Source organism: Agrobacterium sp. CCNWLW32, from assembly GCF_037083425.1.
Lineage (GTDB): Bacteria > Pseudomonadota > Alphaproteobacteria > Rhizobiales > Rhizobiaceae > Agrobacterium > Agrobacterium radiobacter.
Genome location: NZ_JBAOJM010000009.1, coordinates 58,110 through 74,695, shown reverse-complemented (window position 1 = coordinate 74,695; position 16,586 = coordinate 58,110). Strand labels below are relative to the sequence as shown.

Annotated in this window: 18 protein-coding genes and 1 pseudogene; 9 read left to right on the top strand and 10 right to left on the bottom strand. The window is 58.7% G+C overall.

Annotation, left to right across the window (positions count from 1 at the left end; genetic code table 11):
* Nucleotides 1-70 precede the first annotated feature (70 nt).
* Together V6R85_RS18420 and V6R85_RS18415 are read left to right on the top strand one after the other, a co-directional pair.
* Complete coding sequence (locus V6R85_RS18420) at nt 71-412, top strand: ArsR/SmtB family transcription factor (RefSeq protein WP_060727184.1); 342 nt, start codon at nt 71-73, stop codon at nt 410-412.
* On the top strand, nt 409-1,332 hold the full coding sequence (locus V6R85_RS18415; RefSeq protein ID WP_060727183.1) for an SRPBCC family protein: 924 nt from the start codon (nt 409-411) through the stop codon (nt 1,330-1,332). Before V6R85_RS18420 ends, V6R85_RS18415 begins: the two co-directional genes overlap by 4 nt.
* A 69-nt stretch (nt 1,333-1,401) precedes the next feature.
* On the opposite strand, the gene V6R85_RS18410 is transcribed toward V6R85_RS18415, so the two are convergent.
* The 5 genes and pseudogenes from V6R85_RS18410 to V6R85_RS18390 form a co-directional block, all read right to left on the bottom strand.
* Nucleotides 1,402-1,764: a hypothetical protein gene (locus tag V6R85_RS18410; RefSeq protein ID WP_236760258.1), complete on the bottom strand. Its 363-nt coding sequence runs from the start codon at nt 1,762-1,764 to the stop codon at nt 1,402-1,404.
* 98 nt (nt 1,765-1,862) lie between these two features.
* Entirely contained in the window at nt 1,863-2,672 is an 810-nt protein-coding gene (locus tag V6R85_RS18405; protein WP_060727181.1) for a transglutaminase-like domain-containing protein, read from the bottom strand.
* Nucleotides 2,673-2,804: 132 nt separating this feature from the next.
* Nucleotides 2,805-3,029 carry a hypothetical protein gene (locus V6R85_RS18400; RefSeq protein ID WP_003499608.1) on the bottom strand — a complete coding sequence of 75 codons (225 nt, stop codon included), beginning with the start codon at nt 3,027-3,029 and terminating at the stop codon, nt 2,805-2,807.
* A gap of 128 nt (nt 3,030-3,157) precedes the next feature.
* Nucleotides 3,158-3,298, bottom strand: a pseudogene (locus tag V6R85_RS18395) (cold-shock protein); the annotation flags it as partial.
* A 188-nt stretch (nt 3,299-3,486) separates the two neighbouring features.
* On the bottom strand, nt 3,487-3,714 hold the full coding sequence (locus V6R85_RS18390; RefSeq protein ID WP_111793031.1) for a hypothetical protein: 228 nt from the start codon (nt 3,712-3,714) through the stop codon (nt 3,487-3,489).
* 107 nt (nt 3,715-3,821) lie between these two features.
* On the opposite strand from V6R85_RS18390, the gene V6R85_RS18385 reads away from it, so the two are divergent.
* Both V6R85_RS18385 and V6R85_RS18380 read left to right on the top strand, forming a co-directional pair.
* Entirely contained in the window at nt 3,822-4,115 is a 294-nt protein-coding gene (locus V6R85_RS18385) for a hypothetical protein (protein WP_060725691.1), read from the top strand.
* A complete protein-coding gene (locus V6R85_RS18380; protein ID WP_060725692.1) occupies nt 4,112-4,381 on the top strand; it encodes a DUF1488 domain-containing protein in 270 nt (89 codons plus the stop codon). The genes V6R85_RS18385 and V6R85_RS18380 overlap by 4 nt, the downstream gene beginning before the upstream one ends.
* A 78-nt stretch (nt 4,382-4,459) precedes the next feature.
* Here V6R85_RS18380 and catE read toward each other — a convergent pair whose 3' ends face one another.
* The gene (gene catE / locus V6R85_RS18375; protein WP_111791551.1) at nt 4,460-6,607 is read right to left on the bottom strand and encodes a catalase C; all 2,148 of its coding nucleotides are present in this window, start codon (nt 6,605-6,607) and stop codon (nt 4,460-4,462) included.
* Nucleotides 6,608-7,034: 427 nt separating this feature from the next.
* On the opposite strand from catE, the gene V6R85_RS18370 reads away from it, so the two are divergent.
* The 3 genes from V6R85_RS18370 to V6R85_RS18360 all read left to right on the top strand — a co-directional run bounded on the left by V6R85_RS18370 (nt 7,035) and on the right by V6R85_RS18360 (nt 8,749).
* Nucleotides 7,035-7,352 carry a PepSY domain-containing protein gene (locus V6R85_RS18370; protein ID WP_080864399.1) on the top strand — a complete coding sequence of 106 codons (318 nt, stop codon included), beginning with the start codon at nt 7,035-7,037 and terminating at the stop codon, nt 7,350-7,352.
* 21 nt (nt 7,353-7,373) lie between these two features.
* On the top strand, nt 7,374-7,967 hold the full coding sequence (locus V6R85_RS18365) for a general stress protein (RefSeq protein ID WP_035228422.1): 594 nt from the start codon (nt 7,374-7,376) through the stop codon (nt 7,965-7,967).
* A gap of 65 nt (nt 7,968-8,032) precedes the next feature.
* Nucleotides 8,033-8,749, top strand: a complete 717-nt coding sequence (locus V6R85_RS18360) for a DUF72 domain-containing protein (RefSeq protein WP_111791553.1) — start codon at nt 8,033-8,035, stop codon at nt 8,747-8,749.
* Here V6R85_RS18360 and V6R85_RS18355 read toward each other — a convergent pair.
* The 4 genes from V6R85_RS18355 to V6R85_RS18340 form a co-directional block, all read right to left on the bottom strand.
* Complete coding sequence (locus V6R85_RS18355) at nt 8,727-9,014, bottom strand: hypothetical protein (RefSeq protein ID WP_060727319.1); 288 nt, start codon at nt 9,012-9,014, stop codon at nt 8,727-8,729. The two genes, V6R85_RS18360 and V6R85_RS18355, sit on opposite strands and share 23 nt — an antisense overlap.
* Before the next feature lie 656 nt (nt 9,015-9,670).
* Nucleotides 9,671-9,859: a hypothetical protein gene (locus V6R85_RS18350; RefSeq protein WP_060727175.1), complete on the bottom strand. Its 189-nt coding sequence runs from the start codon at nt 9,857-9,859 to the stop codon at nt 9,671-9,673.
* Nucleotides 9,860-9,883: 24 nt separating this feature from the next.
* A complete protein-coding gene (gene fabF, locus V6R85_RS18345; protein WP_077998792.1) occupies nt 9,884-11,161 on the bottom strand; it encodes a beta-ketoacyl-ACP synthase II in 1,278 nt (425 codons plus the stop codon).
* Between the two features lie 130 nt (nt 11,162-11,291).
* A complete protein-coding gene (locus V6R85_RS18340) occupies nt 11,292-11,879 on the bottom strand; it encodes a TetR/AcrR family transcriptional regulator (protein ID WP_111784216.1) in 588 nt (195 codons plus the stop codon).
* Nucleotides 11,880-11,976: 97 nt separating this feature from the next.
* Between V6R85_RS18340 and V6R85_RS18335 the strand changes: the two genes are divergently transcribed.
* Both V6R85_RS18335 and V6R85_RS18330 read left to right on the top strand, forming a co-directional pair.
* Nucleotides 11,977-13,086 (top strand): efflux RND transporter periplasmic adaptor subunit, encoded by a 1,110-nt coding sequence (locus V6R85_RS18335; RefSeq protein WP_111784215.1) that lies wholly within the window; start codon nt 11,977-11,979, stop codon nt 13,084-13,086.
* A complete protein-coding gene (locus V6R85_RS18330) occupies nt 13,086-16,193 on the top strand; it encodes an efflux RND transporter permease subunit (RefSeq protein WP_111784214.1) in 3,108 nt (1,035 codons plus the stop codon). The genes V6R85_RS18335 and V6R85_RS18330 overlap by 1 nt, the downstream gene beginning before the upstream one ends.
* Nucleotides 16,194-16,586 lie beyond the last annotated feature (393 nt).

Genomic DNA, 16,586 nt, shown 5'->3' with positions numbered 1-16,586 from the left:
TCCCGATGAAACCTAGTTAATGTGCTAAGTTTTCCTTGCTCGGTCATGGTGGAACATGATAGTTAGCAACATGACTAAGCATCATCAGGAACTTTCATTGATCTTCCAGGCTCTGGCCGATCCAACGCGGCGGGCGATTCTGGCGCGCCTCGGCGGCGGGCCGGCACCGGTGATGGAGTTGTCCGCGCCCACGGGGCTGCGTCTGCCCACGGTGATGCGGCATCTTTCCGTGCTGGAGGAGGCGGGGCTGATCATCACGTCCAAGGATGGGCGGGTGCGCACCTGCGCCATCGTGCCCGAAGCGCTGGAGCCGGTCAGAACATGGCTCGATGAGCAACGGGCCGTGTGGGAGAGCCGGCTTGACCGGCTGGAGGCATTTGCAATGCAGACCATGAAGGAGGATTCGGAATGACAACGAAACCCGGTCAACAGAGCGCACGCGCTGAACCACATCTGCCACAAGAGCGTTTTGCGACGCTCAGCTTCGAACGGGAGATTGCCGTTCCGTTATCGGCGCTCTGGCAGGTCTGGCTGTCACCTGCTGCCCGGGCGGTCTGGGCCTCTCCCGCGCCCTCGGTTACCTTGGAATTTCTGGAGGCGGACAGCAGGCTGGGCGGTCGAGAGGTTTCGCTCTGCAAGGTTGCCGGCCAGCCGGATATGCGCTGTGAATGCGGCTGGCTGGAACTGCAGCCAACCCGCCGCAGCGTGAATTACGAGGTGGTCTCATCCGGCGGCGTAACGCAATCGGCAGCGCTGGTGACTGCCGATTTTCAGGCCACGGAAGAGCGTAGCCGCTTGACTGTAACGGTGCAGCTTTCCTCCCTGGCCGATGATATGCGCGATGGCTATCAACAAGGTTTCAGCGCCGGTCTCAACAATCTGGCGAACGTGGCCGGGCGGACCATGGTGCTGGAGCGAACGATAAAGGTGCCGCGAAACATTGTCTGGAAAGCCTGGATGAACGAAAAGACGCTGCCGCAATGGTGGGGACCCGAAGGGTTTTCCTGCCGCACGAAGAGGATTGATCTGCGAACCGGCGGGGAATGGCTTTTTGACATGATCGGTCCTGACGGCACAGTCTTCCCGAACCATCATCGTTATGTCGAGGTCCGGCCCGAAGAGAGGATCGGCTATACGCTGCTATGGGGCGAGAACGGGTCGAAACATGCCGACGCCTGGGCCTCCTTCGAAGATCAGGACGGCGCGACGAAAGTCGTGCTGGGCATGGTGTTCAGCACGGAGGCCGAGTTCCAGCAAGCGAAGGGCTTCGGTGCCGTGGAACTGGGTCAGCAAACGCTGGGCAAATTGGAACGCTTCGCCAAGGCCCCATAGATGCGCCGTGCTCTCAGCTCCCTGTGCGGAGGTCTCGATATTGGCTTCTGTCCAGACCGGCATTGTTCTTCAAAGCCGCTCTGCGTGCGCGAGATCGTCTTGCAGGTTCCACCAAAGCAGGGCAGCAACGGCAAAGCCGGTTCCTATGATGACCTTCGAATTCTTGATCCTCATTCGTGTTTTCCCGTCTGAATAGAAATATTTCGCCCCGCCGACAAAGTGAAGAATAGTCCGTTTGACGTCGTACGACCCTGACCATACCGACAGAGCGGCCATAGCGTCCTGATGGTGCGCGAGCTTGGGCTGTTTTCCGTTGCGGAAGGTGTCGAGAAGGAAGAGCAGGCGGTCTATGTGCGGGAACATAGTATCGACTTCGGTCAGGGCTAGCTCTTTTCCAGACCGCTTCCCGCCGAAGAATTCATCGTCTTTCACCGGCAGAACAAGTCGAGATACGGGTCGGCTCCCGAGGTCATTCAGGTCGCGTCTGTCGAGGTCAAAGCGAAAACGTTGCGATTCCCCCGTATTGGTCGTTATCCAACCAGTTCGTCTGTGATCACCTCGAACCGCTTAAGTATAGCCGGTCCAAATGCGGTGGACAGCGCGACGTCTGTGGCATCACGTCCTGTCGCCATCAATATGCGTCCGATGCGGGGCGTGTTGTGACGGGCATCGACCGTATACCAGCGGCCGCTGAGATAGACTTCGCACCAGGCGCTGAAATCCATCGGGTTGGAGTCTTTGGGCACGCCGATATCACCGAGATAACCGGTGCAATAGCGGGCCGGGATATTCATGCAGCGGCAGAGGGTGATGGCAAGATGCGCGAAATCGCGGCAGACGCCAGTCCTGTCATTGAACCCGCCGAAAGCCGTCCTCAGCGGATCGGCTTTCTCGTAGTTGAAGACAATACGGGAATGGACGAAATCGACGATCGCCTGAACACGGGGCCAGCCGAGTGGTGTAGCGGAGAAGTTTTTCCAGGCAAAGTCCGCCAACCGGTCGGTGTCGCAGTAGCGGCTGCCCAGCAGGAACACCAGAACATCGTCCGGTAAATCCTTGATATCGTGCTGGAAGGCGTTTTCAGGAACGGGATCCGGCAGGCCGCCGTCATATATGTCGAAGCGCGTGGAGATCGTCGTCAGTCCGGGCGGTGCGGATATGCGGCTGCAGGCATTGCCGAAGATGTCCAGATATCCCCAGGCCTCGATCGGCCGGTCGAAAGTCAGGACCTGTTCGGTGAGCAAATCCGCGCGCCGGTCGGGATGGATGTTGAGAACCAGCAGCATCGCCGTCTCATTTTCGCATTCATAGGCAATATCGAACCCGGCGCGTATCTTCATGCAGCACTGTCCCTGAAAGAGCCATCGTCATGTCCTTTAGTCTGCAACGCTTTTACGCTCGCGACGTTCCGGCCGGTGGTCAGGTTGTCAAGGCAGGTCTTGTGCGGAGGACGATCACGGCGCGGATATCGATCAGCGCGCGCGGGCGCGTTTGGCAAGGAGAGCGGATGTTGCGGCGGTACGATCCGACAATTCCTTGGCAAGACGGGCTTCCCGAAGGCGCAGGGTCTTTGCATCGCGGGATTGCGCAATGGAATCGAGCTCCTCAAGCGCTTTTTCTTTTGCGAAGAACGGTGTCTGGATGTGGCTGAAGGCGAGTTCGGCCTTCTGGCGGGAAATACTGTATTTTTCTGTCATGGGTGTTCCGGTAATGATGCTCGAAGAGCGAGCGAAAAACAAAAGGCCAGGCAATTTGCCTGGCCTTGATTGGGTTGGCGTGCTTCGTCAGTGCCAGTACATCCGTGGTCAAAGGGAAGCACAGACCCTTAGGCAGCCTGCAGATTGCAGGCCGACATTTTGCCCGACTTGTTGTCGCGCTCAAGCTCGAAGCCGACTTTCTGACCTTCGACGAGTTCGCGCATGCCGGCGCGCTCAACGGCGGAGATGTGGACGAACGCATCGGCGCCGACAGCACTCGTGCGCTGCGGATGATGATAGCGATTTTGAAAGGAAAGGTTCGTTCAGAACGCGGTGCCAGACGCGTGACAAGCAAAGCTAAGCAAGCAAATTCGATTGCTCCTTATATCCTGCCTCTGCCGGAGTGTCAACTATTGGTTTTTGACGACATTTAACCTCGTCAGAAAGTTGTGCTCTCCTATACGGCGTGTGGCCGCTCATCGCCTTGTTTTCCGCGCAATCCGGGCGCATGATTGGGCTTCGTCATGCTGGCCGCATGGCGCTGCGGTGTCAGAGAGGCGCCGGCTTCTTTTCTTCGTCCGATTGCAAATGTTTGCGCAAGCGTTTCGGTGTCATTTTTGACGATGCCTTGAAGTTTTACCCATTGCGACAGACGCGTGCCGGATAGCGGGCGATCATACACCATCAGCCATTTCTTTATGCCTCCGCGTAACGTTCGTCCGGCGGAACATGGCAATAGCGGCGTAGAATGAAACGGGCTCCACGCGGACGACATCCGCGTGCGAGTTCCATATGAAAGGCAACACCATGGAAACGTGTAACGAACACCGGCGCCAGGCGCTCAGGATAGAGACCTGGGAGAACGAAGGCGGAGCTCCCGTCTCCGATACGCTCGAGACCCAATATGGAAGACGGATCGAGAGGGATCAGAGCTGGACGATATACCATGTCTTCACCGGCGTGCCTGTGCGTATCGGCGGCCGCAGGCTGACCCATCTCAGCATAGCGGAGGCGACCGACGGCATGCTGTCCCTCAACCGGCGTAACGCCTTGCGCAGGAAAGAGCGCACGGGGAGCAAGTCATGACGCTCGCTTTCCCCAACACGGCCCGCAGTTTTGACGAGGTACGCAAAGCGGTTCGCTTTTTCGGCCATGACGGCATGTTCGAAATCCGGTTTTTTGTCGAGGCCGAGGCGCTCGCCAAGGGCCGGGGACACGCCATGAGCATGTCGGAAGCCCAGTGCCTATCTTCTTTCGACACGATGCGCACGGCCATCTATGCCGCGGCACAGAAGGTCTACGCCAAATCGCGTCGCAATATGAATATCCTGACAGCCTCCGACCTCGGCTAACCTGTCGCTGCGGATATTCCTTTCCCGAAGGTGCCTGCGCCACCAAGCGCGGCATCGCTGCCGCGCCCGCTGGTGATTTCATTTCACTGGTGGTGAAGCCTTTCCGAGCTTTACCGAAGGTTCCCGACCCCAGACACGCAGCTTGCCGAGGTTCGATACGAAGCCGGCGAGACCCTCCTCCCCGGGGAGGGCAATGGTGCCCTCATCAAGAGCGTCGGCAATGCCGGCTTTTTCCAGCAAGGAAAGCGCCGACTGATCATAGCCGATGAACTTGCAGTGCTGAAAGGCATCGGCCACGAAGTCCCGCGCCGTCGCCTCATTGACCAGATCGTCTATCGCTTCGGCGGAGGTCAGCACTGCGACCGCATCGAAAAGAACGGACGGCCCGCCATCGATCATGTGATGGGCCTCAAACCAGCTTCCATCCGACGCCGTGACGCCGCCGACTTTCGGCGCGATCAGTTCGCAGGCGGCTTTCTCTCTGGCAATCGCCGACATCAGGCCATTCAGAAGCTTGGCATCGACACCATCGGTGACGAGGATACCGAGCTTGCGGCCTTCGAAGCGCTTGGGGCCGCGCTCCACGATGCTGAGCGCTGGTGAAGGCTCGAGATCCTGACGGGTCGGCATGGCCGCATCCGCCGGCTTCGGCATCGACTTGAATCCCAGCTTCTGCGCAACGGCGGTTGCCAGCGTCTCGTCGATGTTCATCAGATGCGATACTATGCGTTCGCGGATAACAGGTGTTTCCACCTTGCTCAGTTCGAATGTCAGGGCGGCGGCGATGTGACGCTGTTCGGGTGGTGTCTGGCTGATATAGAATTGTCGTGCCTGGCTGTAATGATCGGCAAAGCTCTCGGGGCGAAGCCGCGCCTTACTTCCCTGTTCTTCCGCCGGGAAATGGCGATAGCCGCGGCTCGGCGATTCCCGCGGACCTTCACCAAACGAGTTTGGCTGGTAGTTCGCCCTGCCGACAGGATTGCGCATGGCCATGTGGCCATCCTGCTGGAAATGCGCGAAGGGACACTTCGGCGCATTGATGGGCAGGTGGGTGAAGTTTGGCCCGCCAAGCCGTTTCAGCTGGGTGTCGAGATAGGAGAAGTTCCGGCCCTGCAACAGCGGATCATTGCTGAAGTCGATGCCCGGCGGCACGTTCTGGGTCATGAAGGCGACCTGCTCGGTCTCGGCGAAGAAGTTGTCGGGCATGCGGTCGAGCACCAGCCGCCCGATCGGCTGCGGCTTCAGTATTTCCTCGGGGATGATCTTTGTCGGGTCGAGCACGTCGAAGTCGAAGCTGTCGGCAAAGTCCTGGTCGAACAGCTGCACCTGCAATTCCCATTCCGGGAAGTTGCCGGATTGGATGGCCTGCCAGAGGTCGCGGCGATGGAAGTCGGGATCGGCACCGTTGATCTTGACCGCCTCGTTCCAGGCGACCGACTGAAGCCCCAGCTTCGGCTTCCAGTGGAACTTGACGAAGGTCGATTCGTCCTTGGCATTGACCAGGCGGAAGGTGTGGACGCCGAAACCTTCCATGAAACGGAAGGACCGCGGTATGGTGCGGTCCGACATGGCCCACATGATCATGTGCATGCTTTCCGGCGTCAGGCTGATGAAGTCCCAGAACGTGTCATGGGCGGTCTGCGCCTGCGGAAACGCCCGGTCCGGTTCCTGCTTGGCGGCATGGATCAGGTCGGGGAACTTGATGGCGTCCTGAATGAAAAACACCGGAATATTGTTGCCGACGAGATCCCAGTTGCCTTCCTGGGTGTAGAGCTTGACGGCGAAACCACGCACATCGCGCGCAAGGTCGGCCGAACCCTTGTTGCCGGCAACCGTTGAGAAGCGGACGAAAGCCGGGGTCTTTTCGCCCGCTCGCTGCAGGAAATCCGCCCTAGTATAGGCCGAAAAGGATTCGTAGGTCTCGAAGAAGCCATGCGCGCCGTAACCGCGCGCATGCACCACGCGTTCGGGAATGCGCTCGTGGTCGAAGTGGAAGATTTTCTCCCGGAAATGGAAATCATCCACGACAAGCGGCCCGCGCGCGCCGATCCGCAGAGAATTCTGGTCGTCGGCAACCGGCCCGCCTTGGGCGGTCGTCAGCACAGGCGCGTCTGTTTCGGCCGTCTGGTGCAGCTCGCCGCCGGCGCCGCGCTCCAGCTTCTGGTCGTGAATATTCACGGTCTCGGTCTTGTCTTGCGGAGATTTGCTGTTGGTGGTCTTGGCCATGGTGTGGCTCCCGAATTGGAAGGGGCCTATCGCGGCCCGGAAATGAAAAAGCCGCCCTGAAAGGCGGCCCGAACAGAGTGGGCGGCTCATGCCATTTTCGACTGGGCCTTCAGTGTCTGGTTTGCGGAAAAGCCGATGTCCTCGAGCCTGTTAGGCAACACGTCGTACAATGACTTTTCCGCAGGCATCTGGGAATCCGCTTTTGAGTGCTGGACTTGGAGAACCCTCGAACCGTGGCGACGTTCCTGCGGCGGCAAAATAATTTTCATTCCGCCGCAATGCCTGCCCGCGCAACACGTCGGGAAGCCATCCACCGTCACGATGACGTGGGTGCCATCCAATTCTATTTGCAGAGCGGCGGAACCATGCGGCGAGCATAGTGTTTGCTGTGGGAGCCTGCTCGAAAGGCTACAACGAGGAAAAAATCATGAAAAAACTTCTCTTAGCCGCAGCGCTTGTCGGCGCGTCGACGCTTGCCGCCTTCGCACAGACCACCCCCGCCCCGGCAACCGATGGGAAAACGCCCGCCGTGGCCACGCCCAAGACCAAGAATCCGACAGCGCCTGTCGAAGGCGCAAACAGTTTCACCGAGGAACAGGCGAAAACGCGCCTCACGGAGGCCGGATATACCGATGTCAGCGGCCTTATGAAGGATGACAAGGGTGTCTGGCAGGCCAAGGCCTCGAAAGATGGCAAGCCCGTAAGCCTAGCGCTCGACTATCAGGGCAACATTGTCGCTAACTAATTCACTCTTCAGGAGAATCCTATGAAGACCGTTACAGGACTTTTCGACGACTACTCCGATGCCAGCGCGGCTGTCAGCGCGCTCGAAGAACGCGGTGTACCATCTTCGGATATCAGCATCGTGTCGAACAATGCAGATGAACGCCACGGCAAGTCTACAAACGCCGCTGAAGGCGCCGGCACAGGTGCCGGCATCGGTGCCGCCGTCGGTGGCGTGGGCGGTCTGCTCACCGGCCTTGGCATCATGGCAATTCCCGGCGTCGGGCCGGTGGTTGCCGCGGGCTGGCTTGCCGCTACGGCGGCGGGCGCCGTGGCCGGTGCCGTGGCAGGCGGTGCCGCCGGCGGGCTTATCGGCGCGCTAACGGAGTCCGGCGTGCCGGAAGACCATGCCCATGTCTATGCGGAAGGCGTTCGCCGCGGCGGCACGCTGGTAACCGCGAAAGTGGAAGACAGCCTTTATGCGGACGCGCAGGACATACTGCGCCAGTCCAACTGGGTCGATCCCGATCAGCGCCGTGAGGCCTATGCCAAAGAGGGCTGGTCACGCTTTGATGACACGCTGGATCCTTATGAACCAGCTGAAATCGAACAGGAGCGTCTGCGCTACAGACGCTAGATCTCGCAACGAAGAAAGGCCGGCACATGCCGGCCTTTCTTTCAAATCCAAGAGGGCGGACGAGAGTGCCGGTCATTGCAACATCTGGATGGTCCATCCCCAGGACCGTGGCCCACCTTTTTCCCGAAACGGGAAGCGGGCTCAGCCGTTATGCCGCTGTTTTCAACGGTGTCGAGATCAATTCCACCTTCTATCGCCACCATCGGATGACGACGTTCGAGCGCTGGGCAAACTCGGTGCCGGATGAGTTCCGCTTCGCCGTGAAACTGCCCCGCGAGATAACGCACGAGCATCGGCTGCATGCCGTCGGCCAAATTTTCAAGACATTCGTTGAAGAGCTCGCGGCGCTGAATGGCAAGCTAGGCCCATTATTGTGCCAATTGCCATCCACCCTTGAGTTCGATGGCAATGAGGCCACAGCCGCGTTCGAAGCCATGCGTGAGGTTTTTCCAGGCATGCTGGTAGTCGAGCCGCGCCACACAAGCTGGGCCACGCCCCCGGCGGAAGAGGTTTTGACACGATATGCCGTTGATCGCGTTCTGGCCGATCCGGCACCGGTCTGGCCCGCAAGTGATTTTTCAGAGCCGCCAAGATATGTCCGTCTGCACGGTCCGCCCAGGATGTATTATTCGGACTACAGCGCGGAAGAAATCCGCTCTTTTGAAAAACGCCTTTCCGCTGGCTCCTGGTGCGTGTTCGACAACACGGCCTCCGGCGCCGCAATCCAGAACGCACTGGCAATGCTCGATTGTGGCGTCGTTACGGAACAACGCGCGGGCTGACATCTTCGCTCGCGCCGTCAAGCGCCAATGCCTCATCAATCTCGGCTGATGATACCTGCAGGAACTGGCGTCGGGCCACCGCGATGGAAATCGCGGGTATCTCCAGATGGGTTGCCACCCGGCGATATGCCGTGAAGCTCAACCCTTCTATCAATTCCTCGTCCACGACCAGGCGATATGTGCCCGCTCCCAAGAGTTCCGTAAGGGCCTCCAGACGGAACGGATGCTTGAATGTGATTTCGGTCTCTGTTGTTCTTTCGATCATTTCGAACACCGTTTTCCGCTGCGTTGTAGACCGGCAGTTGCAGCCGGTTATCGCAACTATGCTCCGAAGAGGATGTAAACGATCAGCGCAAGGCTTGCCGCAGACAAGACGTAGCCAGCCACAGTTGCGAGATCATGTTTCGTGGGTTGGTGAAATATGGAAGACATGGCGTCCTCCTTTGTCAGGGCCAGGGTATTCAACCCTTAAACAGCAGCGCCCGTAAAATGGCTGCTGGAGCTATTACAGTGGACCTGTTCTGCAGGTTTGGCAACTAATCAATTGCAGTGGTTTGAAAGGTGTATTTGAAATCGTTGAATCGGCAATATGGTATCCAATTTGCTGATGGATTGGCAAAGTGCCGTTTGGCCGCTTCCCTCAATATGCGGGAAACACGAGTTTCTAACTCGCACATTCAGGCACGAACCTTGGATTGCAGGTGCGGTGAGATTGATGTGACAGATGCTCGTAGAGCACGAAGACTTCTGCTCGCCGGCAGTAGGAGCGCTCTGGGGAGATCGAAAGGCATTGCCGACAAAGGTTGGCCGGACCCACCATGTTCTCAGCCTATGTCGGATGCTCAGCGAGCTATTCAAGGTGTGCGCCTGACATGTGCGGTCCGCCGACTCTTGTGGTTGCCTCACAACGGCGAAGCAACATCACCCTGTATTTTCCGGGGCGTCTTTAGCCAGAGTTTCCTGCTCGGTCTGAGCGCTTAATCCGGCAACCTCCGTCTCCAGCCGGGCGAGCCGATTTTCCAGCGCGGTCAGGTAGTCTCCTTGCAGGTCGTCGACGCCGAGGAAGGCTTGCTCCCATATCTGCCATTTTTTTAGAAACCGCTTCAACATTTAAAACCTTCCATGGCCGTCGCTTTAGTAAATCGCCATTGGCCAGCGCCGGAAAAGAACGCTGGCATTGACACCGCCAAAACCGAAACCGTTGGATATGGCATATTCAGCATCCAGCGACCGCGCTTCGTTTGCGACAAAATCGATCCCGCTCGACTCCGGATCGGGCGTGTTCAAGTTCAGTGTCGGGGGTGCGATCTGGTTTTTAAGTGCCAAAATCGCGAAGATGGCTTCCAGCCCGCCGGCCGCTCCAAGCAGGTGTCCCGTCGCAGATTTGGTTCCACTGACAGCAACCGATTTTCGTTGCCCAAATACACTCTTGATGGCCCTGATCTCTCCGAGATCACCGACTGGCGTCGATGTCGCGTGCGCGTTCAGATGGCCAATTTCGTGAGGGGCAATGCCTGCTTGGGCGACGGCGATCTCCATAGCCCTACGCGCCCCGCTTCCGTCCTCAGGGCCGGAGGTGATGTGGTGGGCATCGGCTGTCGTGCCGTATCCGACCAGTTCCGCAATCGGGGTGGCGCCGCGAGCAATAGCGTGGCTCAGCGCTTCTATGACGAGTACGCCCGCGCCTTCACCCATGACGAAGCCGTCGCGCGACGTGTCGAAGGGGCGTGATGCCTTGTCCGGCGTCTCGTTAAAACCGGTCGACAGCGACCTTGCCGCCGCAAAACCGCCGAGGCTGACGATGTTCATGCAAGCTTCTGTTCCGCCGCAAACTGCAATATCGGCTTCGTTCGACCTGATTAGTCTTGCCGCATCGCCGATGGCTTGAACGCCAGCGGCACATGCCGTCACGGGTGCTCCGAGCGGGCCCTTGAAACCATGACGGATGGAGACTTGGCCGGCCGCGAGATTGACGAGGAAGGACGGTATCGTGAACGGGGAGAGGCGGCGAGCACCGCTCTGATCGACGGTACGCACCGCCTGCGTGATCGCACGGAAGCCACCGATGCCGGATGCGATGATTGTCGCTGTTCGCAGCCTGTCTTCATTCGAGGTCGGTTTCCAATTTGCCTGCGCCAATGCCTCTTCTGCCGCCGCCAGCGCAAAGATGATGAACCGGTCGACCTTGCGTTGATCCTTTGGCGCAATGATCCTGTCCGGATCGAAGCCTCCTTCAGAGTCTTCGCTGACAGAAGGGACAACACCTCCCACTTTCGCAGGAAGATCTCCCACGACATCGTCGGTCAGCCGCCGAATTCCGCTCTTGCCGGCAAGGAGCCGCGACCATGAGATATCCACATTCGCACCAAGGGGGCTAACGGCTCCCATTCCTGTTACAACGATACGACGCATCTGTTTTTCACCTGATTTTGCCATAAAAATAGGCATGCCTTTGACGTCCCGACCGACAACAAGGCCAGGATCATTTCTCAAGACATGCGGTTCAAGCAGAGCCTAGGAGACTCTCATACGGCCATCGCCATCAGTCATCACCACCACTGCGAGCTATACGCCTGACTTCGCCGGCGGCTGCGTCAAGAACGCGTTCCGATAAGCTTTCGTCCTCAATGATGCGGGAGAGCGTGACGGCGCCCACCATCATAGACAATATCGCCATAGCCTTTTCGCTGGGGCTTGAACTGTCAGCGTCTCCCATGAGCTCATCCAGTATCTCGAAGTGAGCGCGAATGCCGTCCTCGAACGGACGTCGAACATCCGCACTTTGCCTCGCCGCGTCCGCCCCCAGTGCAACGAGCGGGCAACCTTCCGCCTTTTCTCCCCTGTGATCTTTGGAAAGATAAAACGCCATAACAGCTTCGAGTGGATCTGAGGTATCTGCGGCCGCGGCGGACCATCTTCTCGTTGCGCTTTCCAGAGCGCGTCTGGATGCAAGAGCGGCAAGATCATCTTTCGACGTGAACTGTTTGTAGAACCCACCTTGGGTAAGGCCGGCACCTTTCATCAGATCCTTCAGCCCGATTCCGTCAAATCCATGCTCTCGAAACAGCCGGCTTGCGACGGTGATGATCCTGTCGCGATTTTCCTCGGCCTGTGCGCGGCTCACTCTCATGTGGATCTCCGATTAGATTTCATTTGACATCTATATTCGTTTTAGATTTAGATTGCAATCTAAGAATTATGTTATCGCCATCAAGAAGGCCAGTACCATGAAACAAAAAATCCTGCTCTCGACCGTGGCAATGGCCGCCCTCATCGGGGTTGGCGCTGCTATTTTCCTGATGCCATCAACGGACACGAATGCGCAGGCCGCGGATCCCCGCAGCTTGGCTCCGCTTGTCAGCGTGACAAAGGTCAAGACCCCGGACACGGCAAGCCGAAGCTTCACCGGCACGGTTGCGGCCCGGGTGCAGAGCGATCTCGGCTTTCGGGTTCCCGGAAAGATCATCGAACGGGTGGTGGGCCTTGGCGAGGAAGTAAGGGCCGGGCAGCTTCTGATGCGGATCGACGAGACCGATCTTCGACTTGCCCTGACCGCGAAACGCAATGCCGTTATTGCCGCTGAGGCAACGTTCATACAGGCCCAGGCCGACGAGAAGCGCTTCGCGGTTCTCGTCAAGTCCAACGCTGCGTCCACCCAGCAGTATGAAAGATCAAAGGCCACTATGGATACGGCGACGGCACAACTTGCCGCAGCCAGGGCTGACGCAGCAGTCGCAGAAAACGAGGCAGCCTATGCAGTATTGCTGGCTGATGCCGACGGGACGATCGTTGAGACCCTCGGCGAACCGGGGCAGGTGGTCTCGGCAGGTCAGCCCGTCATACGGCTCGCGAAGGCAGGACCACGCGAAGCTCTCGTTTGGCTCCCTGAAAATCTGAGGCCTGAGATTGGCGCCGCAGCGCAGGCCACGGTCTATGGTCGCAGCGGGCAAGAGAAAGCGGTCCTTCGCCAGATATCCGATGCCGCCGATCCCCAGACCAGAACCTATGAAACGCGCTGGGTGTTGCAGGGGGCTGCGGCATCCGCGCCGCTCGGCGCAACGGTTACGATCAGCGTGGAAAACAAGGACGCGCTGGCGCATGCCGAAGTTCCCATCGGTGCGCTTCTGGATGACGGCACGCGCACGGGCGTGTGGGTCGTCGACGAACAATCCTCAAGCGTTCGTTTTCGCGAAGTGAAGGTCGAACGGATCGGCGAGGAAAAGGCCATCGTTTCGAGCCTGAGGGCAGGGGAGCCTGTTGTCGCCCTTGGCGCGCATTTGCTTCAGGACGGCGCAAGCGTGCGCACCGGCGTTGAAAAAGCAGAGGCGGCGAACTGATGAGTTTCAACCTTTCGGCGCTCGCCGTTCGCGAACGAGCCGTCACCCTGTTCTTCATCGTATTGTTGGCTGCAGCCGGCGCTTACGCCTTCGTCAAGCTGGGACGAGCCGAAGATCCGTCATTCACCATCAAGACACTTACCGTTACCTCGGTTTGGCCGGGAGCGACTGCGCGCGAAATGCAGGATCTTGTCGCCGAGCCGCTCGAAAAGCGTATTCAGGAATTGACCTGGTACGATCGTGTGGAAACGACCACACGCCCCGGCTACGCTTTCCTGACCGTGACGCTCAAGGACAATACGCCAGCCTCGGCCGTTGAGGGGGAGTTCTACCAGGCGCGCAAGAAACTTGGCGATGAATCCCGAAATCTTCCCCCCGGCGTGATCGGCCCTTTCGTCAATGACGAATACTCCGACGTCAGCTTCGCCCTTTATGCCTTGAAGGCGAAGGGGATGGCGATGCGTGACCTCGTGCGCCAGGCCGAGACGATCCGTCAGGACATGCTTCACGTTCCCGGCGTGAAAAAGATCAACATTCTTGGCGAGCAGCCGGAACAGATTTTCGTGGAATTCTCCTATCCCAAGCTGGCAACGCTGGGCATCTCGGCGCAGGATATCGCTTCCGCCCTGCAACGGCGCAATACCGTCACCCCGGCGGGTTCCATCGATACGCAGGGACCGCAGGTCTTCATCCGGTTCGATGGGGCTTATGACAGCGTCGAGTCGATTGCTGAAACGCCGATCGTCGCGGGCGGACGCGTCCTCAAGCTAGCGGATTTCGCCGCGGTGCGCCGCGGATATCAAGATCCCGCCACCTACGTCATCCGCCACGATGGCGAACCCGCCATCATGCTGGGCGTGGTGATGCAGCAGGGCTGGAATGGGCTGGAACTCGGCAAGGCCCTGGAAGACCGATCTTCGACGATTGCACAAACCCTGCCGCTTGGCATGACGCTCGCTAAAGTCAGCGATCAAGCCGTCAACATTGATGAGGCTGTCGGCGAGTTCATGTTGAAGTTCGCCATGGCGCTCGGAGTCGTGTTGTTCGTGAGCCTCGTTAGTCTCGGCTGGCGTGTCGGCATCGTCGTGGCACTTGCGGTTCCGCTCACACTCGGCGTCGTCTTTCTGATCATGCTGGAAACCGGGCGGTTTTTCGACCGCATTACTCTTGGTGCGCTCATTCTAGCGCTCGGGCTGCTCGTGGACGATGCCATCATCGCCATCGAGGTGATGGTCGTCAAAATGGAAGAAGGCATGGACCGCATCAAGGCGGCGGCATATGCGTGGAGCCACACGGCTGCCCCTATGCTTTCCGGCACACTTGTGACCATCATCGGGTTGATGCCGGTTGGATTTGCCAGGTCAACCGCCGGTGAATATGCCGGTAACATCTTCTGGATCGTTGGGTTCGCATTGATCGTCTCGTGGTTCGTTGCGGTGATCTTTACGCCCTATCTCGGCGTCAAGATGTTGCCCGAGATAAAGCCGGTGGAAGGTGGTCACCACGCGATCTACAACACGCCAAATTATCGCAGGCTGCGTAGCCTCATCGAATTTGCGGTCCGTCACAAATTCCTGACCTGTGGTCTCGTTGGCGTCATCATGGCCGCCTCTGTCGTTGGCATGGGATCCGTCAAGCAACAGTTCTTCCCGACATCTGATCGTCCCGAAGTGTTGGTGGAAGTGCGCATGCCCGAGGGCACCAGCATCGAGACGACAACGGCAACGGTCGAGAAACTCGAAGGCTGGCTGAAAAAGCAACCCGAAACGAAGATCGCTACCAGCTATGTCGGGCAGGGCGCGCCGCGCTTCTTCTTCGCCATGGCGCCTGAATTGCCGGATCCCGCTTTCGCCAAAATCGTCGTGCTGACATCCGATGCCCATACGCGTGAGGCGCTCAAACATCGTCTTCGCGAAGCGGTGTCCAGCGGACTTGCTCCGGAAGCCAATGTGCGAGTTACGCAGCTCGTTTTCGGTCCCTACACGCCCTTCCCGGTGGAGTTCCGCATCATGGGGCCGGATCCGGATGAATTGTACAGGATCTCTGAGCAGGCGCTTGCCATCATGAAGACCGTGCCCGACGTTCGCCAACCTAACCGCGACTGGGGCAACCGCACGCCTGTCCTGCGGTTCATCCCCGATCAGGACCGGCTCAACCTCATCGGCCTCTCGCCCGCCGAGGCCGCCCAGCAGATGCAGTTGTTATTGAGTGGCGTGCCGATCACACAGGTTCGCGAAAACATCCGCAACGTTCCCGTCGTTGCCCGCAGCGCCGGCGAGAACAGGCTTGATCCTTCGAGGCTTTCGGATTTCTCTCTGACGAGCAGAAACGGACGCCCGGTACCACTCGACCAAATCGGTCATTCCGAAATCCGTTTCGAGGAGCCGGTAATGAAGCGCCGTGACCGCACGCCGGTCATCACCATCCGCTCCGATATAAATGAGGCAACCCAGCCGCCGGAAGTGTCGCAACAGGTCTTCAAGGCCCTTCAGCCCTTGATTGCCTCGCTTCCCGTCGGCTACCGCATCGAAATGGGTGGCAATATTGAGGAGTCCCTCAAGGCGAATGTGGCGCTGGTGAAGATTTTCCCGGCCATGGTTGCCGCCATGCTTATCGTTATCATCCTTCAGGTCCGCAGCCTGTCGACGATGACGATGGTAATGCTCACCGGGCCGCTCGGGCTCGCTGGCGTGGTTCCAATATTGCTCGTTTTCAATCAACCCTTCGGCTTCAACGCCATCCTCGGGCTTATCGGCCTGGCCGGTATCCTCATGCGCAATACGCTGATCCTGACCGAGCAGATAAAGGAAAATCAGGCGGCGGGTCTGGATGACTATCATGCCGTCATCGAAGCGACCGTGCAGAGGACGCGACCCGTTATCCTGACGGCGCTCGCTGCCGTCCTCGCCTTCATTCCGCTCACGCACTCGGTCTTCTGGGGATCGATGGCCTATACGCTGATTGGCGGTACGGCCGTTGGAACCGTCATGATCCTGTTGTTTCTCCCCGCGCTTTACGCGGCATGGTTCCGCATCAAGCCGCCCAAGGGCGAGAAACAATCGGAAGAAAGCGTTTCCGATCCGGTGCTTTCGATGGCTGCCGAGTGACTTCGGCCGCATCTCGAATCCTGACAGGTTTAAACTCCCATCTATCGTGCTCGGTGCAATGCCGCTTCGCTCTGGTCCGGGCATGCACTCGTTCGGGATTTAGGCGTGCCCACCACATGCTAGAGCCGATGCTGGCGAGCCGAACGGCGACAATGATTGGCGACCAGCTCGTTTCGATCTCCACTGCCGGCCGGACTTTGAGTATCCAGAGTTGGCGAGCGGCCGAAGCAGCAGGCGGCCGAGCACGAAGGCGAGATTGGTTGTTACCCCGACGCTCTGGGCGAAACGGCAGACACTGTCCGGCTTATCCGGCAGTTCGGGCGTTGAAGCACAGAAGAATGAAGGCAGATGTGTAGATCAGCATGCCAACGAGCAAGGGTGGAGATGCTCGAT